Consider the following 25,748-nt stretch of genomic DNA (forward strand, 5'->3'; position numbering starts at 1 on the left):
CGCAATGCAATCGCGTGGGGACTTGAGCCGTGACCAACAAAACTTCTCTCAGCTACAAAGATGCCGGTGTTGATATTGACGCAGGTAATGCGCTGGTTGACCGAATCAAAGGTGTGGTGAAAAAGACCCGCCGCCCTGAAGTGATGGGTGGTCTGGGTGGATTCGGCGCACTGTGCGCACTGCCACAAAAATATCGTGAACCGGTACTGGTCTCTGGCACCGACGGCGTAGGTACCAAATTGCGTCTGGCAATGGATCTGAAACGCCACGACACTATCGGTATCGACCTGGTCGCTATGTGCGTTAACGACCTCGTTGTCCAGGGCGCTGAGCCGCTCTTCTTCCTCGACTACTATGCGACCGGAAAACTGGATGTCGACACCGCAGCAAGCGTCATCAGCGGCATCGCTGAAGGCTGTCTGCAGTCTGGCTGTGCGCTGGTGGGCGGTGAAACCGCAGAGATGCCGGGCATGTATCACGGTGAAGATTACGACGTGGCCGGTTTTTGCGTAGGCGTGGTAGAAAAATCAGAAATTATCGACGGTAGCAAAGTTGCAGATGGCGATGTGCTGATCGCGCTGGGCTCCAGCGGCCCACACTCAAATGGCTATTCACTGGTGCGCAAAATCATTGAAGTGAGCGGCTGTGATCCTGAAACAACCGATCTGGAAGGTAAACCGCTGGCCGACCATCTGCTGGCACCGACCCGTATCTACGTGAAAAACATTCTTGAGCTGATCGAGAATGTCGATGTCCATGCTATCGCTCACCTGACCGGCGGCGGCTTCTGGGAAAACATCCCGCGCGTTCTGCCTGACAACACCCAGGCCGTGATCGACGAATCCTCCTGGCAGTGGCCGGCTGTCTTCAACTGGCTGCAGGAAGCCGGTAACGTCAGCGATCATGAGATGTATCGTACCTTCAACTGCGGCGTAGGCATGCTCATTGCCCTGCCGGCAGCCGAAGCCGATAAAGCCGTGAGCCTGATGCAGGCCAAAGGTGAAAACGCCTGGAAAATCGGTATCATCAAAGCCTCTGATTCCGAAGAGCGTGTGGTTATTGCATGAAAAACATCGTGGTGCTCATTTCCGGTAACGGAAGTAATTTGCAGGCCATTATTGATGGCTGCAAACAGAAAAGAATTAACGGCACCATCCGTGCAGTATTCAGTAACAAGGCCGACGTGTACGGCCTTGAACGCGCTCGTGAAGCCGGCATTCCGGCGCACGTCCTTGAGGCGAGCCAGTTTGCGGGCCGGGAAGCGTTTGATCGTGAGCTGGTGCAAGAGATCGACGCTTACGCCCCCGATGTCGTCGTGCTGGCAGGCTACATGCGTATTCTCAGCCCGGCGTTTGTTGCACACTATGCCGGACGCCTGCTGAACATCCACCCTTCCCTGCTGCCAAAATACCCGGGCCTGCATACCCACCGCCAGGTCCTGGAAAACGGTGACGAGGAGCACGGCACCTCCGTCCATTTTGTTACTGACGAGCTGGACGGTGGCCCGGTCATTCTGCAGGCCAAAGTCCCGGTGTTCGACGGCGACAGCGAAGAGGACATTACGCACCGCGTTCAGGCACAAGAACATGCCATCTACCCGCTGGTAGTAAGCTGGATGGTTGATGGCCGCCTCGCCATGCGTAACGGTGCGGCCTGGCTGGATGGCGTACAACTTCCCCCGGAAGGACATGCCTCCGAAGCGTAACGTGATACCGAGCCGGCGATTGCCGGCTTTTTTTTATCTGCAAATCGCAAAAACTGTAAAAAATCAGGCGTCTGATGACGGTTATGCCCCTCCTGCGGTCAGTTAACTGTCATACTTTTCTGGCACAGTTGGACATATCGTGACAATGCTCGCCATAATAAGGTTGAGACGGATTTGCCACGTCCTGTGATTGAACTGGAGTGTGAGTAGTAATGGGTCAGGAAAAGTTATACATCGAGAAAGAGTTAAGCTGGTTAGCATTCAACGAGCGTGTCCTTCAGGAAGCGGCTGACAAGAGCAATCCGCTGATTGAGCGTATGCGTTTTCTGGGGATCTATTCCAATAACCTGGATGAGTTTTATAAAGTTCGCTTCGCTGAGCTGAAGCGCAGAATCATCATTAGCGAGGAGCAGGGACTCAACTCGAATTCACGCCATCTGCTCGGTAAGATTCAATCCCGCGTTTTGAAAGCCGATCAGGAATTCGATAGCCTGTATAACGAATTGCTGCTGGAAATGGCACGCAATCAAATCTTCCTCATCAATGAACGCCAACTCTCTGTCAACCAGCAAAGCTGGCTGCGTCACTACTTCAAACAGTACCTGCGCCAACATATCACGCCCATTCTTATCAATCGTGAAACCGATCTGGTGCAGTTCCTGAAAGATGATTACACCTATCTGGCGGTAGAGATTATTCGTGGCGATAACATTCGTTATGCGCTGCTGGAGATCCCGTCAGACAAAGTGCCGCGTTTCGTTAACTTGCCGCCGGAGACCCCTCGCCGACGTAAGCCAATGATCCTGCTGGATAATATCTTGCGCTACTGTCTGGATGATATCTTTAAAGGTTTCTTCGATTACGATGCGCTGAACGCCTACTCCATGAAGATGACCCGTGATGCCGAGTACGACCTGGTACACGAAATGGAAGCCAGCCTGATGGAGCTGATGTCATCGAGCCTGAAACAGCGCCTGACGGCCGAGCCGGTACGCTTTGTCTATCAGCGCGACATGCCCGATGCCATGGTGGAGATGCTGCGCGATAAGCTCACCATCTCACGCTATGACTCCATCGTGCCCGGCGGGCGTTATCACAACTTTAAAGACTTCATTGGCTTCCCGAACGTTGGCAAAGCCAACCTGGTGAACAAACCGCTGCCGCGTCTGCGCCACCTCTGGTTCGACAAATTCCGCAACGGTTTCGATGCTATTCGCGAACGCGATGTCCTGCTTTATTATCCGTACCATACCTTCGAGCACGTGCTGGAGTTGATGCGCCAGGCCTCATTCGATCCGAACGTGCTGGCGATCAAAATCAACATCTACCGCGTAGCGAAAGACTCCCGCATTATCGATGCCATGATCCACGCCGCCCATAACGGTAAAAAAGTGACCGTAGTGGTTGAGCTGCAGGCGCGTTTTGATGAAGAGGCCAATATCCACTGGGCCCGTCGTCTGACAGAAGCCGGGGTACACGTTATCTTCTCCGCGCCGGGTCTGAAAATTCACGCCAAACTGTTCCTTATTTCGCGTAAAGAGGGTGAAGAGGTGGTGCGTTATGCCCACATCGGTACCGGCAACTTTAACGAGAAGACGGCGCGTATTTATACCGACTACTCGTTATTGACCGCCGATGCGCGTATCACCAATGAAGTGCGGCGGGTCTTTAACTTTATTGAGAACCCTTACCGTCCGGTGAGCTTCGACTATCTGCTGGTCTCTCCGCAGAATTCGCGTCGCCTGCTGTATGACATGATCGATCGTGAAATCGCCAATGCGCAGCAAGGGGTGCCAGCAGGCATTACCCTCAAGCTGAACAACCTGGTCGATAAAGGGCTTGTTGATCGTCTGTACGCGGCCTCCAGCTCCGGTGTGCAGGTGAATCTGCTGATCCGCGGTATGTGCTCTCTGATCCCGGAACTGGAAGGTATTAGCGATAATATTCGCGTTATCAGCATCGTCGACCGCTATCTGGAGCACGATCGCGTCTATATTTTTGAAAACGGCGGCGACAAACGGGTGTATCTCTCCTCCGCCGACTGGATGACTCGCAACATCGACTACCGCATCGAAGTGGCGACACCGCTGCTTGATCCGCGGTTGAAACAACGCATTCTCGATATCATTGAAATCCTGTTAAGTGATACCGTAAAAGCACGTTATATCGATAAAGAACTGAGTAATCGCTATGTGCCGCGCGGTAACCGCCGCAAAGTGCGGGCGCAGCTGGCGATTTACGACTATATCAAATCACTCGAGCAACCCGATTAACCTATGCCGATAAATGATACGACCCCACGACCGCAGGAATTTGCCGCGGTCGACCTTGGTTCTAACAGCTTCCACATGGTCATCGCCCGTGAGGTGGATGGCGCGATGCAGATCATCGGTCGCCTGAAACAGCGTGTCCATCTGGCGGATGGTCTGGATGAGAACAGCATGCTCAGCGAAGAGGCCATTGAGCGCGGGCTGAACTGCCTGTCGCTGTTTGCTGAACGCCTGCAAGGTTTCGATCCCTCAAGCGTCTGCATCGTGGGCACCCATACGCTGCGTCAGGCGCTCAACGCGTCGGAGTTCCTCAAGCGCGCAGAGAAGGTCATCCCCTACCCGATCGAGATTATCTCGGGCAATGAAGAAGCCCGACTGATCTTCATGGGCGTGGAACATACTCAGCCGGAAAAAGGACGCAAGCTGGTAATCGATATCGGCGGCGGCTCCACTGAGCTGGTGATCGGCGAAAACTTTGAACCGCATCTGGTTGAAAGCCGCCGGATGGGCTGCGTAAGCTTTGCCCAGCTCTACTTCCCGGGCGGCGCCATCAGTCGCGATAATTTCCAGCGCGCGCGCATGGCCGCCGTGCAGAAACTGGAATCGCTGGCCTGGCAGTATCGTATTCATGGCTGGAACGTAGCCCTGGGCGCCTCAGGCTCCATTAAAGCCGCCCACGAAGTGCTACTGGCGATGGGTGAAAAAGATGGGTTTATCACCCCTGAACGTCTGGTTATGCTGACGGAAGAGGTGCTCAAACATAAGAGCTTTGACGCGCTGAGTCTGCCTGGTCTCTCTGATGAGCGTAAAGCCGTGTTTGTGCCGGGCCTGGCAATTCTGTGCGGCGTTTTTGACGCGCTGGCGATTAAAGAACTCCGTCTCTCTGACGGCGCCCTGCGTGAAGGGGTGCTCTACGAGATGGAGGGCCGCTTCCGTCATCAGGATATCCGTAGTCGTACGGCTCAGAGCCTGGCCAATCAGTACAATATCGACCGCGAACAGGCGCGCCGCGTACTGGAAACCACGACCCATATGTATGAACAGTGGGAAATCCAGAATCCGAAGCTGGCGCATCCGCAATTGGCAGCCCTGCTGAAATGGGCAGCCATGCTGCACGAGGTGGGGCTGAACATCAATCACAGCGGGATGCACCGCCACTCGGCCTATATTCTGCAAAATAGCGATTTGCCCGGCTATAACCAGGAGCAGCAAACCATGATGGCCACCCTGGTGCGCTATCATCGCAAAGCGGTGAAGCTGGATGATATGCCACGCTTTACCCTGTTTAAGAAAAAGCAATTCCTGCCCATGATTCAGCTGTTACGTTTAGGCGTGCTGCTGAATAACCAGCGTCAGGCGACCACAACGCCGCCTACGCTGACGCTCACTACGGATGATAACCACTGGACCCTGAGCTTCCCGCACGACTGGTTCAGCCAGAACGCGCTGGTCTTGTTGGATCTGGAAAGAGAGCAGCAATACTGGAGCGCGGTTACCGGCTGGAACCTGAAAATCGAGGAAGAACACTCCCCGAACGTGGCAGCATAAAACCCGCGATCAGGCGCTCAGACCGGGCGCCTGATCGATGAGCAGAGTCGTCATGACTTCGGGCTTGCCGATCAAATACCCCTGCAGATAATCAATGCCCAGCGCCACTGCAGCATCGCGGATTTGTTCGTTTTCGACATATTCTGCCACCACCTGCATATTCTTCATTCGCGCCAGATGGCATATCGAGGCCACAATCTGGTAATCCAGGCTGTTACTGACAATATTACGAATAAAACTGCCATCGATTTTCAGGATATCCGCATCCACATCCTTCAGGCGAGCATAGCTGGCGTAGCCGGTACCAAAATCATCTATCGCAATCCGACAGCCCATTTTTTGCAGCTGGCCCATGATCTGGTTCGCCAGCCCCGCATTGCCGAAACTGCTGCTTTCGGTAACTTCAAAAACAAGCTGCCAGGGCTCAATGGCATATTTTTGCAGCAGTCGGTTGACCTCAAGCGGCAACGGGGCGCGGCAAATCGCGCTGGGTGAAAGATTGATCGCAAAACGCTGACCCGGCAGAGAGACGCGATTGTTGGCCATAAACTGCAAAGTCTTCTCCAGCACCCACAAGTCGATCCGCGAAGAGAGGCCAAACTCCTGGGCCACGGGTAAAAACAGATCCGGAGAGATCATTTCGCCTTTATCGTCGCGCATTCGCAGCAGCACCTCATGATAGTGATCCCCGCGAATTCCCTGAACAGGCTGCACCATCAGAACAAAGGCGTCGTTTTCCAGCGCCCGCTGCACGCGGTTCATCATCTCGACTTTATCTTTCAGGCCGCGCTGCATATTAAGGGCACCACGCTGCTGCAGATTTTCTGGATGACAGGTGGAGAGGGAGAGATCGGCGATGGTGCTCAGCTCACCCAGCAAAAGATAGAGATGGGCGACGGGCGAGCGCACGTAGCAGTAGCTCACTCCCACCTGCGGTTGTAGCGGCATCCCGTCCCAGTAGAAACGAAAGCGTTTAATTTGCTGATCCAGTTCCTCAATCCGGGTCTGGTAGGATTCGGTATTGAGGCGTAGCGCCAGATCGTGTCCGGAGAGTTGATAGACGCACTCATCAGGCTGCAGGTAACCGTTCAGCCACTCCGCCAGTTTCTGTTTGTACTGTATCCGGAGCAGGACGCCGTAATTACGCCCCAGCACTTCCAGCTCCGGTATGCGCAGGAAACAGAGCGCTGACCAGGGCCTTTCATCCAGCGCGCGGCTGAGCGCACGCAGGTTAGGCATATGGACGACCGGATCCAGAAATGCCAGACGACGAGCACGAATGCTGATGGCGCGCTGACGTGTCGCCAGCATGCCCATGTACACCACGACGAAGGTAAAGACGAGGTAGCTGGACGAGGTGATCGTGAGCTGGATGTCATACCCCTCTGACAGGGGAATATAGCGATAGAAATAGTGTATAGAGACAATGAGCACCGGCGTCCAGAGCAGTGACATCAGCTTATAACCGAAACGCATTGAGCCCCAGAGCATAACCGGCATCAGCAGTGACAGGGTATAGTTGGTGCTGAAGATAGAGCTGTTCTCGTTCATCGGCCATAACAGCATTCCCAGCAGGATGCCGTTGATGATAAGCCAGAGCACGATCTCCAGCGCGGTAACCTTCGGGTCAAATTGAGCACGAATCTGCGACACCAGGCTGCGCAGATAGCGCGGGTGGCGGATTGCGCGCAGCAGCACGTAGCAGAACGGGACCCCGGTCAGACAGCCTACCAGCAGTCCCTGGTAATTAATTAACGAGCGGATACCCGTGTCGCTGAGCCCGGCCAGGTGAAAACGAGTTTCGTAAACGCCAAAATAGACAGCGAACTGAAAAAGCAAAAAGAAAAGCGTCGCCGGGCAGAACATTTGCCAGAACAGGCGTGATGCCATTAGCCGGGTATTACCGTAGGCGACACGATTACGCCGCGGCGAAAAGACCCGGTATCCTCCCCAACTGAGTATGACCGGAATAAGAAAATGTGCGGTGGCAATGGTGGTCTCAAAACCGCCTATTGCGGGGTAGTAATAAAGTACCAGCGCCAGAATCATGCCCGGCAGCGCCGCAAGACCATAAAAGAGGGTTAGCGCCAGTAGAAAGGCCAGGGGCATATAATAAAGTACGACGATGCCGCCTTCGACCTCGGTATAGGTTGTAGCCTGGCGCACCAAAGGCATCAGCAGAAGGGGTAGGATCAGGGGCAGCGCCCACCAGCGATTTTTGTATTGTTGATATAACGCGAAAATTGTCATAGATGCCATTTAAACCCGCTCGTCCCCAAGGGTAATTTCAGACAGGCATCCAACCTGACGCTTGTTAACCGTGGAGGCTTGAAGGAGGCTCTCACGGAGGAGGTGAGATTTTATAAAGCATCCCTGCGCGGCAATTGACTTAAATCAAACTTTTTAATATCCAGAATCAATAATCACATTTTTTAACGATATTTTTGTGCGATTTATCAATGGTGTAAATTAACTGATTAATATACATAACAATGGATTATTTAAATGCTGACAGAATTTTACATAAGCATTAATTGACCCCGCTTCGCCGCTATGCCTTAATGAGCCTATCGCCCGGAAGGGTATTATCTGGATAACATTGTGAGTCAGGCTACACGTATGCGAAAACGACATCGGTTTAACACTCGGATGACGCGCATCATTTTGCTTATTAGTTTTCTCTTCTTCTTTGGCCGCTTCGTTTATTCCTCGATAGGTGCCTGGTATCATCATCAGGACAAACTCGAGTCGCAGCAATCCTCCCTCTCTGTTGATACTGCCGTTCGGTAACCCTTATTGCGGAATAAATAAAATTCCTTCATTGACCTTGCCTGCTATTTTTCCTGCTGCAGCAGTCTGATCAACCCACTTATGCCTTTGCTAAGAATTTTGTCCTGACGCATGACAATGGCCAACTGGCGATGTAATACCGGCGTTAATGACAATACGCATAACCCTACGCGATCGGCCACCTGCTCTACCGCCATACGTGGAACGATGCTGTACCCCAGCCCGGCGCGAACCATCCGTTTTATCGCTTCGATGCTACCCAGCTGCATCACCGGTTCCGGCTGTAACCCACTCGCCTGAAACCAGCCGTCAATAAGCGCACGCGTTCCACTTCCCGACTCAAACGCTATCAGCGGCAGGGTGTGTAACGAATCCGGCGTGGGCTCACACTCCTCCTCCTCCTGCGCAGAAATACAGACAAACTCCTCATCGAGAATCGGTGTAATTTCCAGCCCTCTGCCGCTGACCGGCATCGTCACCAGCCCCAGATCGAGGCGATTCTCTTCAATAGCGCGCACCACGCCGGGGGTATTGCCGGTAGTGACCCCCACCTTCAGCAGCGGGTACGTCTCGCGTAACTGCTGCAACAGCGGCGGTAGCAGATGAATACAGGCCGTCGCCCCTGTGCCAAGCGACACTGTCCCGCTCACTTCATGGCTGAACGCATCCAGCGAACGCAGGGTCTCTTCGACCGCCTGCTCAATACGTTCGCCGTGGGTCAGCAATGCCAGACCGGCGGCAGTGGCCTTTACGCCCCGTCCGGTGCGCTCGAGCAGTCGTGAACGTAAAAAATGTTCCAGTTGTCGGATTTGTAAACTGACGGCAGGCTGCGAGATCCCCAGCACGTCTGCCGCTGCGGAAAAGCTTCCCCGCTGAATAACCAGCCGGAAGGTGGCCAGATGTGCCAGGTTGAGCGTCGTCATACAAAGTTTCTCTTATACGGGTGATAACCGTCAGGACCTGCCTGCACCTTACCGCGCCCAGTATGCTCGGGACAACTGCATAACGGAATGAAAGATAATGAAAACGTCCGCCCTCCCCCGCGCATTACCTCTTGCCGCTGGCTGTAATCAACTCATCAACTGGGGGATTTCGTTTTATATGCCCGGGACCTTCGCCCGGGCGATTTCTGCCGATAAAGGCTGGTCATCTGTGCAGATCTATCTCGGACTGACCTTCGCGATGCTGGTGATGGCGAGCGTATCGCCTTTTGTTGCCCGCCTGCTGGCGCGGTTTGGCGGGCGACGGGTGGTGATGAGCGGCACCTTATTGATTGCGGCCAGCTGCGTGGGGATGGCTTCCACCCCCTCGCTCGCAGGCTGGTACGGCGCCTGGCTGCTGGCCGGCATCGGTATGCGCCTGTCGCTCTACGACGCTCTCTTCGCCTCTCTGGTTAATCTATATGGCCAACAAGCACGAAAAACGATATCACGCGTGACGCTGGCGGGTGGACTGGCCTACGCCGCCTTCTGGCCGTTCGGCGACGCCCTGCTTAACATCATGCGCTGGCAAGATGCGCTGTTGATCTATGCGCTTTGTGGCGTGCTAAGCGCCATTTTGATTCGCCAGCTTCCGTCCCAGCGCTGCCCGGTGAAGCGAACCCCGCCGGCCCGCGCCACAGGTAATGACCGACGCAACGCAGGGTGTTATGCCGCCTTCATTGCATTAATCACTTTTGTCTCTAACGGCACCTCTACCCACCTTCCGGAATTTATCGCCAGCTGTGGCTTACCCATGGCTATCGGTATGTTGTGGGGGACAGGACAAACCGGCGCACGTTTTATGGAGGTGGTGGCAGGCCAGCATCTTACGCCGCTTCGGCTCACGCTGATTACCGCCCTGGCCATGCCGCTCTGTTTTTTACTCGGGTTGAGCAGTTCATTTTTTGCCTGGTCCGCCGCTGGGTTTGTGCTGGGCTATGGGGCGATTAACGGACTGGTGACCATTGTGAAAGCCACCCTGCCGCTGCAGCTGTTTGCCCCAGAAGAGTACGCCAGACGCACCGGGGTGCTGTTGATCCCGGCCCAGCTGATGGCCGCAGTCTCTCCGCTGGCCTATGCGTGGTTTAACCGGACATTGGGGATTACCGGTGCGATGTGGCTGTCATGGGGGCTGACGCTGGTAATTACCGGGCTGGCGGTGTCTATTGTGAAAAATCAGCCGGGGCATCCCTGCCCTGCGTGATTGAAACACAACGCCACCGTCAATGGTCAGGCTTGCTCCGGTCATATAGCCGGAGGATTCCCCGGCAAGCCATGCCGCCATGTTGATAGTTATACGTCGTGGTGCCAGATCCAGGCCGGGAATGTGCACCCTCGCTGCGACAGCCGCTTTACTCATGGCATACACGTGCTGCCCGCATGCGCGGAATGTATCGCACTGTATCCACCTCTCCCTGCTTACGCAGCCATACAAAAAAGCCGCCCGCAGCAAACAGACCCGATACATAAAAATGGTCTTCTATGTCTGTCGCAAATGATTACCGAAGAGGAGTCCCCCGAATGAAGCATCGAAACTTACTGCTGGCGCTGCTCGCACTGACGTCAGGCTGCACCTGGGCCGCGCCGTTAAGCGGACTGAGTGCCGCGGAGGTTAATGGCCCCGCTGCCGTTGCGCCGCTTGAACAGCCCCAGCCTCCGGCGAAGCTGATTGTCGATCCGCCCCTGGCGGGCCCGCTGAGTAAAGGCGCGGTCTTTATTCAGTACCGCACAGAGAACATGCGCATCGAACCCGTTTTCGGGCCCGAGGCGCTGGAAGTGACGCCACGCATTGGCCATATTCACGTCATCGTCGATGACAATCCCTGGCACTGGGCCGACGCCAGCGGCGAGCCGGTCATTCTGGTGGGGCTGCCTGCTGGCCAGCACAAGGTGACGATTATTCTCGCCGACCCAACCCATAAGCCAGTTGACCGTAAAACCATTGAATTCACCGTACCGCCGCATGCTGCGGTTATGCACTGAACACAACCACTGACCTATTTTTGAGGATTTTAACCATGAAAACATTACTGATTGCTGTTCTGACCTTCTTTGCTGCCATGGCTTCTTCCGCTTTCGCTGCTCAGGAAATTAACCAGCCTCACGGGCAACAAAAGATTGGCACCATTTCCGACAGCAGCGGCGCAACGTCGCTTACGGATCTGGAGGCGAAACTGCAGGCCAAAGCCGCCGAAGCGGGCGCCAGCGCGTTCCGCATTACCTCCGCCGGGGGCAATAACACTCTGTCTGGTACCGCAGATATTTATCGCTGAGGTCGTCAAGATGAAAAAACTGTTTACGCATACGCTAGCAGCAGGCCTGCTGCTGGCCGCCGCCAGCGGCGTAGCGCTGGCGGGCAGCGATAAAACCGTGGTGTTGGTGCATGGTGCTTTTGCCGATGGCAGTAGCTGGAACTCTGTGATCAATAAATTGCATAACCAGCATACCGAGGTCATTGCCGTTCAGCTGCCGCTCACCTCGTTAAAAGATGATGTTGCCGCGACTCAGCGCGCCATCGCCCGGGCGCACGGTGATGTGGTGCTGGTGGGGCACTCCTGGGGCGGGACGGTAATTAGCGAGGCGGGCAACGATGCGCGGGTAAAAGCGCTGGTCTATGTGGCGGCATTTGCCCCGGATTCGGGCCAGTCGACGGCGGATCTGGCCGGAAGCTACCCTGCCCCACCGGGCAGCGCAGGCATAGCTAAGACCGCGGACGGTTATCTTTACCTGCCGGGCAAATCGGTACGCGAGGATTTTGCGCCGGACATTAAGGCGGGCGAGCAGTACGCGCTGACCGCCACTCAGGCCCCGATCCGTGCAGATGCCTTTGCGGAAAAGGTGACCCATGCGGCCTGGCACGACAAACCGAGCTGGTATGTGGTCAGCAAGAATGACCGGATGATCAACCCGGATCTGGAGCGCGCCATGGCGAAGGCGATTCATGCCAAAACCACCGAAGTGGCGGCAAGCCATGTCTCGATGGTGAGCCATCCGGAGGAGATTGCCCGGACGATTGAGCAAGCGGCGCAATGAGCAGGCAATAAAAAGCCCGCGGGTAGCGGGCTTCAATAAAACGCGATTATCGGGCGGGGATTATTCCCACTCGATCGTCGCCGGTGGCTTACCGCTGATGTCATACACTACGCGGGAGATACCGTTCACTTCATTGATGATACGGTTAGAGACGCGCCCCAGGAAATCATACGGCAGATGCGCCCAGTGTGCGGTCATGAAGTCGATGGTTTCCACCGCACGCAGGGAGACAACCCAGTCGTATTTACGGCCATCGCCCATTACGCCTACAGAGCGAACCGGCAGAAACACGGTGAACGCCTGGCTCACTTTGTTATACAGGTCGGCTTTGTGCAGTTCTTCAATGAAGATCGCATCGGCACGGCGCAGCAGGTCGCAGTACTCTTTCTTCACTTCTCCCAGTACGCGCACCCCGAGACCTGGCCCCGGGAACGGGTGACGGTAAAGCATATCGTACGGCAGACCCAGCTCCAGGCCGATCTTACGCACTTCGTCTTTAAACAGCTCACGCAGCGGTTCAACCAGGCCCATCTTCATCTCTTTCGGCAGGCCGCCCACGTTGTGGTGAGATTTGATGACGTGTGCTTTACCGGTGGCAGAGGCCGCTGACTCGATTACGTCAGGGTAGATCGTACCCTGCGCCAGCCATTTCACGTCTTCCAGCTTCAGCGCCTCTTCGTCGAACACTTCGACAAACACGCGACCGATGATTTTACGTTTCGCTTCCGGATCGTTTTCACCGGCCAGCGCGTCCAGGAAGCGCTTCTCGCCTTCCACGTGAACGATGTTCAGACCGAAGTGGTCGCCGAACATATCCAGCACCTGCTGGGCTTCGTTGAGACGCAGCAGACCGTTGTCCACGAAGACGCAGGTCAGATTTTTGCCGATAGCGCGGTGCAGCAGCATCGCGGTCACGGAGGAGTCCACGCCGCCGGAGAGGCCAAGAATCACTTTGTCATCGCCAACCTGCTGGCGGATGCGCTCCACGGCGTCGTCGATGATTTTTGCCGGGGTCCAGAGGGCTTCACACTGGCAGATGTCACGCACGAAGCGCTCCAGCATGCGCATACCCTGACGGGTGTGAGTCACTTCCGGGTGGAACTGCACGCCATAGAAGCGTTTTTCTTCGTTCGCCATGATCGCGAACGGGCAGCTTTCGGTGCTGGCCACGGTTACGAAGTCGGATGGGATAGCGGTAACTTTATCGCCGTGGCTCATCCATACGTCCAGCAGCGGTTTGCCGTCTGCGGTCAGGGAGTCTTCGATACCGCGCACCAGTGCGCTATCGCTCACCACTTCTACCTGCGCATAGCCGAATTCACGTTCAGTAGAGCCTTCTACGTGGCCGCCCAGCTGCATTGCCATGGTCTGCATGCCGTAGCAGACGCCGAAGACCGGCACGCCCGCTTCAAACACATACTGCGGTGCGCGTGGGCTGTTCTCTTCGGTGGTGCTTTCCGGGCCGCCAGACAAGATGATGCCGCTTGGGTTGAACTCGCGAATCTGTGCTTCCGTGACATCCCATGCCCACAGCTCACAGTAAACGCCCAGCTCACGAACGCGACGTGCCACCAGCTGCGTGTACTGAGAACCGAAATCGAGGATAAGAATGCGATGTTTATGAATGTTTTCCGTCATTGACGCTAATTCCGAGGCAAGTGAAACAAAATCGCCCGGCATATAGCCGGGCGTGGAAACTTATCAGGAGCCCATACGGTAGTTCGGGGACTCTTTGGTGATGGTCACGTCATGGACGTGACTTTCCTGAATACCCGCACCGCTGATACGCACAAATTCCGCTTTAGTACGCAGCAGGTCGATAGTACCACAGCCGGTCAGACCCATACAGGAGCGCAGGCCGCCCATCTGCTGGTGAATGATCTCTTTCAGGTAGCCTTTATAGGCTACGCGGCCTTCGATACCTTCCGGCACCAGTTTGTCTGCCGCGTTATCGGTCTGGAAGTAACGGTCAGAGGAGCCTTTAGACATCGCGCCCAGAGAGCCCATCCCACGGTAGGATTTGTAAGAACGGCCCTGGAACAGCTCGATTTCACCCGGGGACTCTTCGGTACCGGCCAGCATGGAGCCTACCATTACCGCTGCCGCACCGGCCGCGATCGCTTTGGCGATGTCGCCAGAGAAGCGGATACCGCCATCAGCGATAACCGGGATACCCGTGCCTTCCAGCGCTTCAACGGCATCGGAGACGGCAGTGATTTGTGGAACGCCCACGCCGGTGACGATACGGGTCGTACAGATGGAGCCTGGGCCGATACCCACTTTCACCGCGCTGCAGCCGGCTTCCGCCAGGGCGCGAGCGCCTGCGCCAGTCGCGACGTTACCGCCAATAATCTGCAGATCAGGATATTTTGCACGGGTTTCACGAATACGTTGCAGCACGCCTTCGGAGTGGCCATGAGAGGAGTCAATCAGCAGCACGTCAACGCCTGCGGCAACCAGCGCATCAACGCGCTCTTCGTTGCCCGCACCTGCGCCAACCGCAGCACCGACGCGCAGACGTCCATGCTCGTCTTTACAGGCGTTCGGTTTACGTTCTGCTTTCTGGAAATCTTTTACGGTGATCATGCCGCGTAGATGGAAGCTATCATCCACCACCAGCGCTTTCTCAACGCGTTTTTCGTGCATCTTCGCAAAGACCACTTCGCGGGATTCACCTTCACGCACAGTAACCAGACGCTCTTTCGGAGTCATATAAACGCTAACTGGCTGGTTCAGGTCGGTGACGAAGCGGACGTCGCGGCCAGTGATAATACCCACCAGTTCGTTATCGGAGGTGACAACCGGGTAGCCTGCAAAGCCGTTACGCTCGGTCAGCGCTTTAACTTCGTGCAGCGTGGTGGTTGGCAGAACAGATTGCGGGTCGGTAACGATGCCAGATTCATGTTTCTTCACGCGGCGAACTTCTTCTGCCTGACGCTCGATAGACATGTTTTTATGAATAAAGCCAATGCCGCCTTCCTGAGCCAGGGCAATAGCCAGGCGCGCTTCAGTCACGGTGTCCATTGCCGCGGAGAGCATAGGAATGTTCAGGCGAATGGTTTTGGTTAACTGCGTGCTGAGGTCGGCAGTATTCGGCAGAACGGTGGAGTGAGCGGGAACGAGGAGGACGTCGTCAAACGTCAGTGCTTCTTTAGCGATACGTAGCATGGGCAATATCTCTGACCTGGGTGGTTAAATATTGCCGTGGCATTATACAGAGCGTAACCGATTGCATCTACACTTTTTTAGAAAAAAGCTTGCGATCGCCTCTCAGCAGGTTACTATCGACTGAATAACTTGCTGATTTAAAATTTGATCCCGCTCACATGTTATCCTCTCAATCCCCCTCAATTTTTACTGTCAGCCGCCTTAACCAGACGGTGCGTTTGCTGCTTGAGCAGGAAATGGGGCAAGTCTGGATCAGCGGTGAGATCTCTAACTTTACCCAGCCCTCTTCCGGCCACTGGTACTTCACGCTAAAAGACGACACCGCTCAGGTGCGCTGTGCAATGTTCCGCAACAGCAACCGTCGCGTCACGTTCCGTCCTCAGCATGGCCAGCAGGTTCTGGTACGCGCCAATATTACACTGTATGAACCACGCGGTGATTATCAAATCATCGTCGAGAGCATGCAGCCTGCGGGCGAAGGGCTGTTGCAGCAAAAATATGAACAGCTAAAAGCGAAACTCTCTGCAGAGGGGCTGTTCGATCAGCAATATAAACAACCTCTGCCCGCTCCGGCTCACTGCGTTGGCGTAGTTACCTCGAAAACCGGTGCGGCCTTGCACGATATTCTCCACGTTCTGAAGCGTCGCGATCCCTCCCTGCCCGTCATCATCTACCCCACTGCGGTTCAGGGGGATGATGCCCCAGGCCAGATCGTGCGCGCCATTGAGCTGGCGAATGCGCGCCGTGAGTGTGATGTGTTAATTGTCGGGCGCGGTGGCGGTTCGCTGGAGGATCTGTGGAGCTTTAACGACGAGCGCGTAGCACGGGCCATCTTTGCCAGCGCCATCCCGGTGGTCAGCGCTGTCGGTCATGAAACAGACGTCACCATCGCCGATTTCGTGGCGGATTTACGCGCCCCGACGCCGTCCGCCGCGGCCGAGGTGGTGAGCCGCAATCAGCTGGAGCTGTTACGACAGCTTCAGAACGGGCAGCAACGCCTGGAGATGGCGATGGATTACTTCCTCGCAGAACGTACGCGTCGCTTTACCCAGCTCCAGCATCGCCTGCACCAGCAGCACCCTCAACTGCGCCTTGCGCGTCAGCAAACCGTGCTGGAACGTCTGCGCCAGCGCATGAACGTTGCGCTGGAGGGCCAGCTCAAACGGGCGACCTTGCGTCAGCAACGCGTGGCCCAGCGCCTGAACCAGCAAAACCCGCAGCCGAAAATCTACCGTGCGCAAACCCGCATTCAGCAGCTTGAGTATCGGCTGGCCGAGAACCTGCGTGCGCGGCTCAGCAGCACGCGCGAACGCTTTGGCAACGCGGTTACCCATCTGGAGGCGGTCAGCCCCCTCTCTACCCTGGCACGCGGTTATAGCGTCACCACCGCGACCGATGGCAAAGTGCTTAAACAGACCAAACAAGTCAAAGCCGGCGATGTGCTGACGACCCGCCTGTCAGACGGCTGGGTCGAGAGTGAAGTGAAAGGCGTGACGGCCGCGAAAAAACCGCGGGCCCGAAAAAAACAGCGCTAATCTGTAGGCGTATCGCCCCCCGGCGTGACGCAAAGCATCAGCCAGGATAAGACAGAAAAAGTCATCAGCGCGCCAGCCGCGCCTATCGCTCCATACAGCTGCCCGAAGACAATCGCCCCGACAATCTGCCCGACCGCCAGCATTAAAAAGGCCAAACTCACCCCCATCGCGGGTGCAGAGGCGGCAATCGCCGCCCCCTGAACTAATAGCACCCCGGAGAGGATCACATAGCCCGCGCCGTTCAATGCCACGGCGGGTATCAGCCACCCGCTAAAGCCGTGGATCAGGGCGAGCAGAATAAGCGAAACCGCCATAAAAACTTGCGATCCCCGGTAGACCACCCGCATCCCTGTGCGCTGAGCTACGCTACCGGTTAATACCGCCGCAATGCCCGCCCCCCCGCTGATCAGCCAGAGAATATTCGTGGTGCCGCTCTCCAGCCCGGTATGACGTTGAAGTAGCTCCGGACCAAAACTCCACCACGCCGCGCTGGCGATACCGCTGACAAACGCGATCAGTAATAATCGCAGCATCGCCGGTTTAGCCAGCTGGGCCCGCCACCCCTGTTGCACCGCAGCCTGGGGGGCTTTACCCGCCGGGAGAAAGCGCCAGACAGGGATCAGGCAGAGCAGAGCCAGCAGCGCAAAGGCGACACAGGCGAATCGCCATCCTCCCGGCAGAAAAAACAGTATCGGTACCGAGAGGATGATCCCTCCGCTGGTACCCGCATTGATGACCGTGTTCACTTGCGTGTTACGCTCAGGCGGTATTACCGCGCTGACCGCGCCGGCCAACGAGGGGGACGCCAGGCCTGAGCTCATTCCCGCAATAAACAGCCCGATGGCCAGACAGAGCGGCGAAGGTGAAACGGCCAGAATCAGCAGCCCGACGGCCGCGGTGATGGCCGCGAGCGACGCCGTGAACCGGGCACCGAATCGGTTGGTTAACAACGACGCAAATAATACCGACAGGCAGTATGCCGCGTAGCTACAGGCTGCAATCAGACCGGCGGTTTCCACAGAGAGCGGGATGGCCTGTTTTATATCGGGCAGCATAATGCCCCATGAAAACCTTGCCATCCCATAGGTCACGGCGATCAAGACAAAACCGCTGAAGGCGAAAGCCATGCTTTTTTTCATTATGATCCTCGTTATGTACCCCGCTAAAACCTAATCCCTGAACCAGTAGAGTGCCAGTTTTACGCTGCGCGATTTGTCCGACTTATGCCCATCCCCGTGTCGATGGCTTACACTTACACTGGTTCTTTTTTCGGCATTGCCAGAAAACAGGAGAGCAGCATGACCCAGCCTTATAGCGTTATTCCCCCCTACATCTTGCGCCGCATCATCGATCGCGGCTCTGAATTACAGCAGCAGTGTGCTCGCCAGACATTAACCCACGTGCAGACCTTAATGGCCCATATGCCCGGCAAACCCGCCGCCCCGCACGTCAACAATGCCGGTCAGCTGGAGCGTGATATCTACGATGCCCGGAATCTGCAGGAGCTACCAGGAACGCAGATTCGCTATGAAGGACAACCCTCAACCGGCGATATCGCGGTGGATGAGGCCTATGATTACCTCGGCGTCACGCATGACTTTTTCTGGGAAAACTATCAGCGCGATTCGCTGGATGGTAAGGGGCTAATATTGACCGGCACCGTACATTATGGTCGGGAATATCAAAATGCTTTCTGGAATGGCGAGCAGATGGTGTTCGGCGACGGCGACGGCGAAATATTTAACCGCTTTACCATCGCCATCGACGTGGTGGCCCATGAACTGAGTCACGGCGTGACCGAAACCGAAGCGGGATTAATTTATTACGAACAATCCGGCGCGCTGAACGAATCGCTTTCAGATGTCTTTGGCTCGCTGGTTAAGCAATACCATCTTAAACAGACCGCCCAGGAAGCCGACTGGCTTATTGGTGAAGGGTTGCTGGCATCCGGAATTAACGGGAAAGGGCTACGCTCCATGAAGGAGCCCGGTAGCGCCTATGACGACCCTCTGCTGGGTAAAGATCCGCAGCCGGGCCATATGAATGATTTCCTGAAAACCCGTGAGGATAACGGGGGCGTGCATATTAACTCCGGGATACCTAATCGCGCATTCTATCTCGCCGCGACCGCGCTGGGGGGCTATGCGTGGGAGCAGGCCGGATATGCCTGGTATGATACGGTTTGCGACCGGGCCCTCCCGCAGGATGCCGATTTCGCAACTTTCGCCCGATTGACAATCAACCACGGGGGCAAACGGTCCGGCAGCGCAGTGGCAGCAGCAATCGAGGCGGCCTGGAAAACTACAGGAGTGCTGTAAATGCAGATTCCGGAATTGACTGAAGACGCTGTCGTTGAACTGGCGCGTGAAGGCGGCGTCGCCTTTATTCCAAAGTTAAGCGGCCTGCGCAGAATCGCGCTCTCTTCATTGAATGCGCAACAGCGCCAAAAAGTGGTAGAGATTCTGGACCAGGCGCTGGAGCTGGGCCAACCGCCCGGCAAGCCTGCGTCGCCAGGCCAGGGCGATCAGCGCTACTTTCGTATTCAGATCGTCTGGACCCGGCACAATCAGGCGCAATATACGGATGTCATCTTGCTGGTACCCGAACAGGAAGCGCCGCCGTCGCTGGTGGATTTGTGGTTGAAAGGCGAAGGTTGCGTCTGCGATTAAGCCTCTGGCAGAACAAACTCCACGCGCTTTTTCGAGATCAGACCGTGGCCATTCTGGCAAAAATAATCCACTGCGCCGCAAGCTTTTAAGACCTGCAAAGGCTGATGGCACTCCGGGCAAAGGGCTTGCAGCACAATCTCTTTGTTACAGGCCGCGCAGTGCGCCAGGCCATTTTGCGGGGTTAATTCTGCATGACAATCCGGGCAGGTAACAGGCATTGTGACTCCTTAAAAGGGGTTCAGCATGGACTGATTTTACCACAGCGCGGTCAGTGGGGGCCACGTAGCCGTTGCTGTAAATTCAGGAGCAGTGTGACTTCGTCCAGTCGCCGTCGGGTAATGTGGCGCACCTCATCCGGCGCGCGGGAAAACAGGCTCGCCTCCCCAAGGATCTGTTCTGCGAGGCAGTGTTCATAGAGCGTACCGGTACGCGCCCAGCGCTGGACATGTTCACCTTCGGTGAGCGTTAGCACATCCTGCTGGCCTCGCCTGTCGTGGCTGATAATGCGGCCATCGCGAAGATGCAGCCGCAGCCCTTTTTGTCCGCCCTGAGGCCCGGCATATTTATTAAGCCAGACAGCCACCGGAATACCGCTCAGATGCCCTTCTAAATGCGCTTCACCTTCTGCCGTGCGCAGATCGCCTCTCTCGATATCGCGCCCCAGCCGATCCCTGGCGGAGATCACCTGCAACGCCATGTCGTTATTTCCCCCGAGATAGCATACCGTTTCCCGCATCATTGCCAGTACGTGGGTGCCAATATCCAGAATTACGCCGTCCGGATGGTGCAACGTACGTGGATCAGGCTCCCCAGTAGCAAAGTTAAGGGCGACAGGTTCCCCTGCCTCATTAAAACCGCTGGGTTCCAGCAAAAAGCCCTCTATTTTGACGATATCTGCAACGCCGGAAATGGCGCGCATGGAGCGTACTTCACCCTGCGGCTGCCAGCGGGGATCCGGTTGCCCCAGCGCCAGCTGCAGCGCACCGGTTCGCGCCATCCAGTGATCGAGGGCCAGTACCCGGCGGGCGACCCGGGGATCGTTCAACAGCCCGTTTAACCGGGTGGCCTGAGCGAGGGTCGCAATAATCGGTTTTTCCACCACGATACGGGGGATCGGGGAAGCCAGGGCCTGCTCGAGTACCTCAAGGTGATGGAGCGAAGAGGTGGTAATAAATAGCGTTTCCAGCGGGGAGTCCAGGAGCGTCGACAGCATGGGACAGCGAATGATCCCCTCAGGCTGGCGGTCAAGGCGAAGGTCAAAGCCGTAACAGTTTGCCCCCATCTGTCGTAGCGCAGGGAGGTAAGCCGTTTCCACCACCGCCCCCAGGCCGATAAAGCCGACATTCATATTCTGCCTCGCTCAATATAAAAAAACCGGCGTACAAGGCGCCGGTTTTGTCTGGTTATAACCCTGCCATCAGGCGGTGGTTACCGGTTTTTCCTCACTTTTCGTCTGCGCATTTTCCAGCATGCGGCGGACCGGAACAATGAGGACGATCAGTACGGCAGCACAGATCAGCAGGGCAATGGAGCAGCGTGCAAAGAGATCCGGCAGCATATCCAGCTGATCGGCCTTAACGTGGCCACCAATCAGGCCCGCCGCCAGGTTGCCCAGCGCACTGGCACAGAACCACAGGCCCATCATCTGGCCACGCATTCTTTCTGGGGCTAGCAACGTCATGGTTGCCAGGCCAATCGGACTCAGACACAGCTCACCCAGGGTCAGCATCAGGATACTGCCCACCAGCCAGAACGGCGATACACCTGCCCCACCATTTTGCAGCACGTTCTGTGCCGCCAGCATCATCAGGCCAAAACCTGCCGCTGCGCAGAGAATACCGATGACAAATTTGGTGATGCTGCCCGGACGAATGTTCATGCTCGCCATCTTCGGCCACGCCCAGCTAAAGACCGGTGCCAGCAAAATAATGAACAGAGCATTAATAGACTGGAACCATACCGCCGGAATTTCAAAGTCGCCGATCATACGATTCGTATAGTCATTGGCGAACAGGTTGAACGAGGTAGGTTTCTGTTCAAACGCAGACCAGAAGAAGGCCGCCGAAATCAGCAGAATGAAGCAGACCAGCAGGCGGGCACGCTCTTTGCGATTGAGACCGGCAAAGACGAACAGCCAGATGAAGTACAGCGCTACCGAGGCGGCAATCACGTAGACCAGCGCGCTGGCGACCGCGACCGGATTAATCACAATCACGCCCTGAGCAATCAGCGCAACGACAATCGCCACGCCCACCGCCAGCGCCACCAGCCAGGCACCGACGCCATTTTTCTTCGCCACCGGGCTGTTCCAGGTGGAGTCGAGTCCCACTTCGCGGTCATAGCGTTTCATTGATGGCACGGCGAAGAGACGGAAGATCACCAGGGCAACCAGCATCCCGATACCACCGATGCCGAAGCCCCAGTGCCAGCCATGAGATTTAATCAGCCAGCCGGAAATCAGTGGCGCGATAAATGACCCCATGTTGATGCCCATATAAAAGAGCGAGAAGCCGCCATCACGACGCGTATCGCCTTTTTTATACAGGGTCCCTACCATCACCGAGATACAGGTTTTGAACAGACCCGATCCCAGCACAATGAACATCAGGCCGATAAAGAACAAATTGTTCCCCATCACCGCCGACAGCGCAATCGACAGGTGGCCGAGCGCAATCAGAATGGAGCCGTACCATACCGCTCTCTGCTGGCCGAGCCAGTTGTCGGCCAGCCACCCACCCGGCAGGGCCGCCAGATACATGGTACCGGCGAAGATCCCGACGATAGCCGAGGCATTTTCACGTGCCAGCCCCATGCCGCCGTCATAAACGGTGGCCGCCATGAACAGAATCAGTAACGGGCGAATGCCATAGAACGAGAAACGTTCCCACATCTCTGTGAAAAAGAGCGAGCCAAGCGGATACGGGTGGCCGAAGAAGGTCCGGCTTTCTTTATTATTAACTGAGGATTGCATAGTTCTCCCGAAGAGGTGTGTCGTTGTGCTTATAAACGCGGAATTAAGGTCGGCCAGTTAGGGGTCAGGTCGATCAATACACTCCGAAAATTTTATTTAACCATTTGATAACCAGTCGCTGGTTTTGTCTAGTGCCAGATGCGGAACGTTAAGACGAAAATTCGACAGGTATCTCTTTTCGTAGATTTTATGCTGGAAAAAGCAGAATTGTGATTGACATCAGCGCACTAACGTCAGGAAGGTGAAAGAGCGTGAAAAGTAAAAAGCCCGCTAAAAGCGGGCTTGTTGAGCAACAGGTCACCTGAAACGGTTATTTGCCCTTTTTGATGTGTTTGATTAAACGCTTACGTTTACGCATCTGGTTTGGCGTCAGGGTATTGCGCTTATTGGCGAACGGGTTATCCCCTTCCTTGAACTGGATACGAATCGGCGTGCCCATTACGTCCAGAGACTTACGGAAGTAGTTCATCAGATAACGTTTGTAGGAATCCGGCAGGTCTTTTACCTGGTTACCGTGAATCACCACAATCGGTGGGTTATAACCACCGGCGTGCGCATATTTCAGCTTCACGCGACGGCCACGCACCAGCGGCGGCTGATGGTCTTCAGCGGCCATGGTCATGATGCGGGTCAGCATCGCCGTGCCTACGCGGCGGGTGGAGCTATCATAGGCTTCACGTACGGATTCAAATAGATTACCCACCCCACTGCCATGCAGAGCAGAGATGAAGTGCACGCGCGCAAAGTCGATAAAGCCCAGACGGTAGTCCAGGGTCTCTTTCACCTGCTCTCTCACTTCATTGCTCAGGCCATCCCACTTGTTAACCACAATCACCAGTGAGCGCCCACTATTCAGGATGAAGCCGAGCAGAGAGAGATCCTGATCGGAAATACCTTCACGGGCATCAATAACCAGCATAACTACGTTGGCATCTTCGATCGCTTGCAGGGTCTTAATAACCGAGAATTTTTCCACCACATCGGTAATCTTGCCGCGCTTACGCACACCTGCGGTGTCAATCAGAACGTATTCACGCTCGTCACGCTGCATCGGAATATAGATACTGTCGCGGGTGGTGCCCGGCATATCGTAAACCACCACGCGGTCTTCGCCGAGGATACGGTTAGTAAGCGTAGACTTACCTACGTTCGGACGCCCCACGATAGCCAGTTTAATCGGCAGATCCTGCGGGTTGAAGTCGTCTTCCGGCTCTTCTTCGCCCTCTTCACGCTCTTCAAACTGCGCCCAGTATTCGGCGTCTTCATCAATCTCTTCCGGCGGGCTGATTTCATCAACGAACGGCAGCAGTGCGGTTTCGAGCAGGCTGGTTACGCCACGGCCATGGGAGGCCGCGATAGGATAAATATCGCCCAGCCCCAGAGACCAGAAATCGGCCATCGCCTGGTCGACATCAATACCGTCGGTCTTGTTCGCCACCAGGAAGGTCGGCTTTTGACGCGAACGCAGGTGCTTGGCAATAGCGGAATCCGCAGGCATCAGACCCGCGCGGGCATCCACCAGGAAAAGAACGACATCGGCTTCTTCGATAGCCATCAGAGACTGCTCAGCCATACGCGTTTCAACGCCGTCTTCGGTTCCGTCGATACCGCCGGTATCAATACAGATGAATTCACGACCTTCCACTTCTGCACGACCGTACTTACGGTCACGCGTGAGCCCCGGGAAATCCGCAACCAGCGCATCACGGGTGCGTGTTAAACGGTTAAAAAGAGTGGATTTTCCAACGTTCGGGCGCCCGACAAGCGCGACCACAGGTACCATGTTTAAAGCCTCATAAAATGCATTACTACGTCGCTTTTGCGGCGTAGATAAAAAAGTCAAAACGGCCCCTGAAGAGACAGGAGCCGTTTATTATACTACAACCGCTGTGATTAACGCGTGATCGCGTACAGCGTGCCGTCTTTTGCCTGAATCAGCAGTTTGCCGTCAGCGACGACAGGTTCCGTCAGGAAGCCGGAGCTGTCGACTTTATCCTGAGCAACAAAGCGGCCGTTTGACGGGTCGATCCAGTGCATATAGCCTTCGCTATCGCCCACCACCAGGCTGCCATTATAGAGCGCCGGTGCGGTCAGCAGACGGTGCAGCAGATCGCTTTGCGTCCACAGGGTCACGCCCCCTTCGGTACTCAGCGCCAGCAGACGATCGTTCTGGTCAACCAGGTAGATACGGTCGCCATCAACGATGAAATCATTCACTGAACCCAGCTCACGTTTCCACATGATCTGGCCACTACGCAGATCCAGCGCGGTCAGGTTGCCGTTGTACGCCAGCGCGTAGACGACGCCGTTGACGATAACCGGGGTGGTATCCACGTCGCTCAGACGGTCGATCTCAGTTGGACCGGTCGCCTGCGAGATACGCTGTTGCCAAATCAACTGGCCCTGCTGCATCAGCACGGCGTTCACACGACCGTTATCACCGCCCACGATGGCTGCGCCAAAGGCGGTTGCAGGAGCGGATTCACCGCGCAGAGAGAGCGCAGGCATATCCAGGTTAACGGTCCATTTTACCGCGCCATCGGCTTCGTTAAGCGCCTGAAGCTGACCATTCGCCGTGTGAACCAGCACCATACCATCGCTCACCACCGGACGAGAAAGCGCTTCGCCTGCAACACGACTCTGCCAGACGATTGAGCCATCGCCGCTGTCCAGGGCGTAGACCTGTGCTTTTTCACTGGCCACATACACGCGTCCACCGGACACGGTTAAACCGCCAGAGAGCAGCGCTGGGTTACGGGAGAACCAGCCGCTTTTTTCTGCCAGATTGATCGACCAAATCTCTTTTCCGTCGTCGGCGTTGACCGCTTTCACGGTGCCTTTACGATCGGCCGCATAGACGACGCTGTCCGCATAGGCCGGGTGCAGGTTGGAGTAGAAATCACCGATACCGTCACCGACGGAGGTACTCCACGCAGTAGACGGGGTGAATTGATTTTCCACCGTCGGCAGCGGAGACATGGTGACAACATCTTCTTCGCCACTGAACAGTGAACAGCCACTCAATAACGTAACGGAAAGCAGTCCTGGCAGAAGTAATTTACGCAATTGCATCGGGTCC

At 55.8% G+C, this 25,748-nt stretch carries 22 protein-coding genes; 12 read left to right on the top strand and 10 right to left on the bottom strand.

Going from position 1 to position 25,748, the window contains the following annotated elements; all coding sequences use genetic code 11:
• The first annotated feature begins 29 nt into the window (after window positions 1–29).
• From purM to ppx, 4 genes are all read left to right on the top strand, one after another.
• Window positions 30–1,067 (top strand): phosphoribosylformylglycinamidine cyclo-ligase, encoded by a 1,038-nt coding sequence (gene purM / locus B3511_RS14300; protein ID WP_207292193.1) that lies wholly within the window; start codon window positions 30–32, stop codon window positions 1,065–1,067.
• The gene (gene purN / locus B3511_RS14305; protein ID WP_046884623.1) at window positions 1,064–1,705 is read left to right on the top strand and encodes a phosphoribosylglycinamide formyltransferase; all 642 of its coding nucleotides are present in this window, start codon (window positions 1,064–1,066) and stop codon (window positions 1,703–1,705) included. The genes purM and purN overlap by 4 nt, the downstream gene beginning before the upstream one ends.
• A gap of 212 nt (window positions 1,706–1,917) precedes the next feature.
• Window positions 1,918–3,978 (top strand): polyphosphate kinase 1, encoded by a 2,061-nt coding sequence (ppk1, locus tag B3511_RS14310; protein WP_040074543.1) that lies wholly within the window; start codon window positions 1,918–1,920, stop codon window positions 3,976–3,978.
• Between the two features lie 3 nt (window positions 3,979–3,981).
• Window positions 3,982–5,523: an exopolyphosphatase gene (gene ppx / locus B3511_RS14315; protein ID WP_286783285.1), complete on the top strand. Its 1,542-nt coding sequence runs from the start codon at window positions 3,982–3,984 to the stop codon at window positions 5,521–5,523.
• A gap of 9 nt (window positions 5,524–5,532) precedes the next feature.
• Here the strand turns inward: ppx and B3511_RS14320 are convergent, their stop codons facing one another.
• Window positions 5,533–7,773: an EAL domain-containing protein gene (locus tag B3511_RS14320; RefSeq protein ID WP_286783685.1), complete on the bottom strand. Its 2,241-nt coding sequence runs from the start codon at window positions 7,771–7,773 to the stop codon at window positions 5,533–5,535.
• Window positions 7,774–8,124: 351 nt separating this feature from the next.
• Here B3511_RS14320 and B3511_RS14325 point away from each other — a divergent pair, with 351 nt between their 5' ends.
• The gene (locus B3511_RS14325) at window positions 8,125–8,313 is read left to right on the top strand and encodes a YfgG family protein (RefSeq protein ID WP_046884620.1); all 189 of its coding nucleotides are present in this window, start codon (window positions 8,125–8,127) and stop codon (window positions 8,311–8,313) included.
• A gap of 44 nt (window positions 8,314–8,357) precedes the next feature.
• Here B3511_RS14325 and B3511_RS14330 read toward each other — a convergent pair whose 3' ends face one another.
• Complete coding sequence (locus B3511_RS14330) at window positions 8,358–9,236, bottom strand: LysR family transcriptional regulator (RefSeq protein WP_286783286.1); 879 nt, start codon at window positions 9,234–9,236, stop codon at window positions 8,358–8,360.
• Between the two features lie 97 nt (window positions 9,237–9,333).
• Here B3511_RS14330 and B3511_RS14335 point away from each other — a divergent pair, with 97 nt between their 5' ends.
• The 4 genes from B3511_RS14335 (at window position 9,334) to B3511_RS14350 (ending at window position 12,326) form a co-directional block, all read left to right on the top strand.
• Window positions 9,334–10,497, top strand: a complete 1,164-nt coding sequence (locus B3511_RS14335) for an MFS transporter (RefSeq protein ID WP_286783287.1) — start codon at window positions 9,334–9,336, stop codon at window positions 10,495–10,497.
• A gap of 317 nt (window positions 10,498–10,814) precedes the next feature.
• On the top strand, window positions 10,815–11,276 hold the full coding sequence (locus B3511_RS14340; RefSeq protein ID WP_286783288.1) for a DUF6130 family protein: 462 nt from the start codon (window positions 10,815–10,817) through the stop codon (window positions 11,274–11,276).
• A 35-nt stretch (window positions 11,277–11,311) separates the two neighbouring features.
• A complete protein-coding gene (locus tag B3511_RS14345; protein ID WP_286783289.1) occupies window positions 11,312–11,566 on the top strand; it encodes a DUF1471 domain-containing protein in 255 nt (84 codons plus the stop codon).
• Window positions 11,567–11,576: 10 nt separating this feature from the next.
• A complete protein-coding gene (locus B3511_RS14350) occupies window positions 11,577–12,326 on the top strand; it encodes an alpha/beta fold hydrolase (RefSeq protein ID WP_286783290.1) in 750 nt (249 codons plus the stop codon).
• A 60-nt stretch (window positions 12,327–12,386) separates the two neighbouring features.
• Here B3511_RS14350 and guaA read toward each other — a convergent pair whose 3' ends face one another.
• Window positions 12,387–13,964 carry a glutamine-hydrolyzing GMP synthase gene (gene guaA / locus B3511_RS14355; RefSeq protein WP_040074536.1) on the bottom strand — a complete coding sequence of 526 codons (1,578 nt, stop codon included), beginning with the start codon at window positions 13,962–13,964 and terminating at the stop codon, window positions 12,387–12,389.
• A gap of 63 nt (window positions 13,965–14,027) precedes the next feature.
• Complete coding sequence (gene guaB / locus B3511_RS14360) at window positions 14,028–15,494, bottom strand: IMP dehydrogenase (RefSeq protein WP_286783291.1); 1,467 nt, start codon at window positions 15,492–15,494, stop codon at window positions 14,028–14,030.
• Window positions 15,495–15,652: 158 nt separating this feature from the next.
• Between guaB and xseA the strand changes: the two genes are divergently transcribed.
• Window positions 15,653–17,029, top strand: coding sequence for an exodeoxyribonuclease VII large subunit (xseA, locus tag B3511_RS14365; RefSeq protein ID WP_286783292.1), 1,377 nt, complete (start codon window positions 15,653–15,655; stop codon window positions 17,027–17,029).
• Here the strand turns inward: xseA and B3511_RS14370 are convergent.
• Window positions 17,026–18,168: an MFS transporter gene (locus B3511_RS14370; RefSeq protein WP_286783293.1), complete on the bottom strand. Its 1,143-nt coding sequence runs from the start codon at window positions 18,166–18,168 to the stop codon at window positions 17,026–17,028. The two genes, xseA and B3511_RS14370, sit on opposite strands and share 4 nt — an antisense overlap.
• A 159-nt stretch (window positions 18,169–18,327) precedes the next feature.
• On the opposite strand from B3511_RS14370, the gene B3511_RS14375 reads away from it, so the two are divergent.
• Both B3511_RS14375 and B3511_RS14380 read left to right on the top strand, forming a co-directional pair.
• A complete protein-coding gene (locus tag B3511_RS14375) occupies window positions 18,328–19,347 on the top strand; it encodes a M4 family metallopeptidase (RefSeq protein WP_286783294.1) in 1,020 nt (339 codons plus the stop codon).
• On the top strand, window positions 19,348–19,698 hold the full coding sequence (locus tag B3511_RS14380; RefSeq protein ID WP_286783295.1) for a protealysin inhibitor emfourin: 351 nt from the start codon (window positions 19,348–19,350) through the stop codon (window positions 19,696–19,698). It abuts the gene before it with no gap.
• On the opposite strand, the gene B3511_RS14385 is transcribed toward B3511_RS14380, so the two are convergent.
• The 5 genes from B3511_RS14385 to bamB all read right to left on the bottom strand — a co-directional run bounded on the left by B3511_RS14385 (window position 19,695) and on the right by bamB (window position 25,741).
• The gene (locus B3511_RS14385) at window positions 19,695–19,916 is read right to left on the bottom strand and encodes a zinc ribbon domain-containing protein (RefSeq protein ID WP_286783296.1); all 222 of its coding nucleotides are present in this window, start codon (window positions 19,914–19,916) and stop codon (window positions 19,695–19,697) included. The genes B3511_RS14380 and B3511_RS14385 overlap by 4 nt on opposite strands.
• Window positions 19,917–19,966: 50 nt before the next feature.
• Window positions 19,967–21,046 (bottom strand): oxidoreductase, encoded by a 1,080-nt coding sequence (locus B3511_RS14390; protein WP_286783297.1) that lies wholly within the window; start codon window positions 21,044–21,046, stop codon window positions 19,967–19,969.
• A gap of 69 nt (window positions 21,047–21,115) precedes the next feature.
• Complete coding sequence (locus tag B3511_RS14395) at window positions 21,116–22,669, bottom strand: peptide MFS transporter (protein ID WP_212478463.1); 1,554 nt, start codon at window positions 22,667–22,669, stop codon at window positions 21,116–21,118.
• A 310-nt stretch (window positions 22,670–22,979) separates the two neighbouring features.
• The gene (der, locus tag B3511_RS14400) at window positions 22,980–24,452 is read right to left on the bottom strand and encodes a ribosome biogenesis GTPase Der (RefSeq protein WP_286783298.1); all 1,473 of its coding nucleotides are present in this window, start codon (window positions 24,450–24,452) and stop codon (window positions 22,980–22,982) included.
• Window positions 24,453–24,562: 110 nt separating this feature from the next.
• Window positions 24,563–25,741 carry an outer membrane protein assembly factor BamB gene (bamB, locus tag B3511_RS14405; RefSeq protein WP_040074524.1) on the bottom strand — a complete coding sequence of 393 codons (1,179 nt, stop codon included), beginning with the start codon at window positions 25,739–25,741 and terminating at the stop codon, window positions 24,563–24,565.
• Window positions 25,742–25,748: the final 7 nt, after the last annotated feature.

This window comes from Leclercia sp. UBA1284, from assembly GCF_002308415.1.
In the GTDB taxonomy this organism is placed as follows: domain Bacteria; phylum Pseudomonadota; class Gammaproteobacteria; order Enterobacterales; family Enterobacteriaceae; genus Enterobacter; species Enterobacter pneumoniae.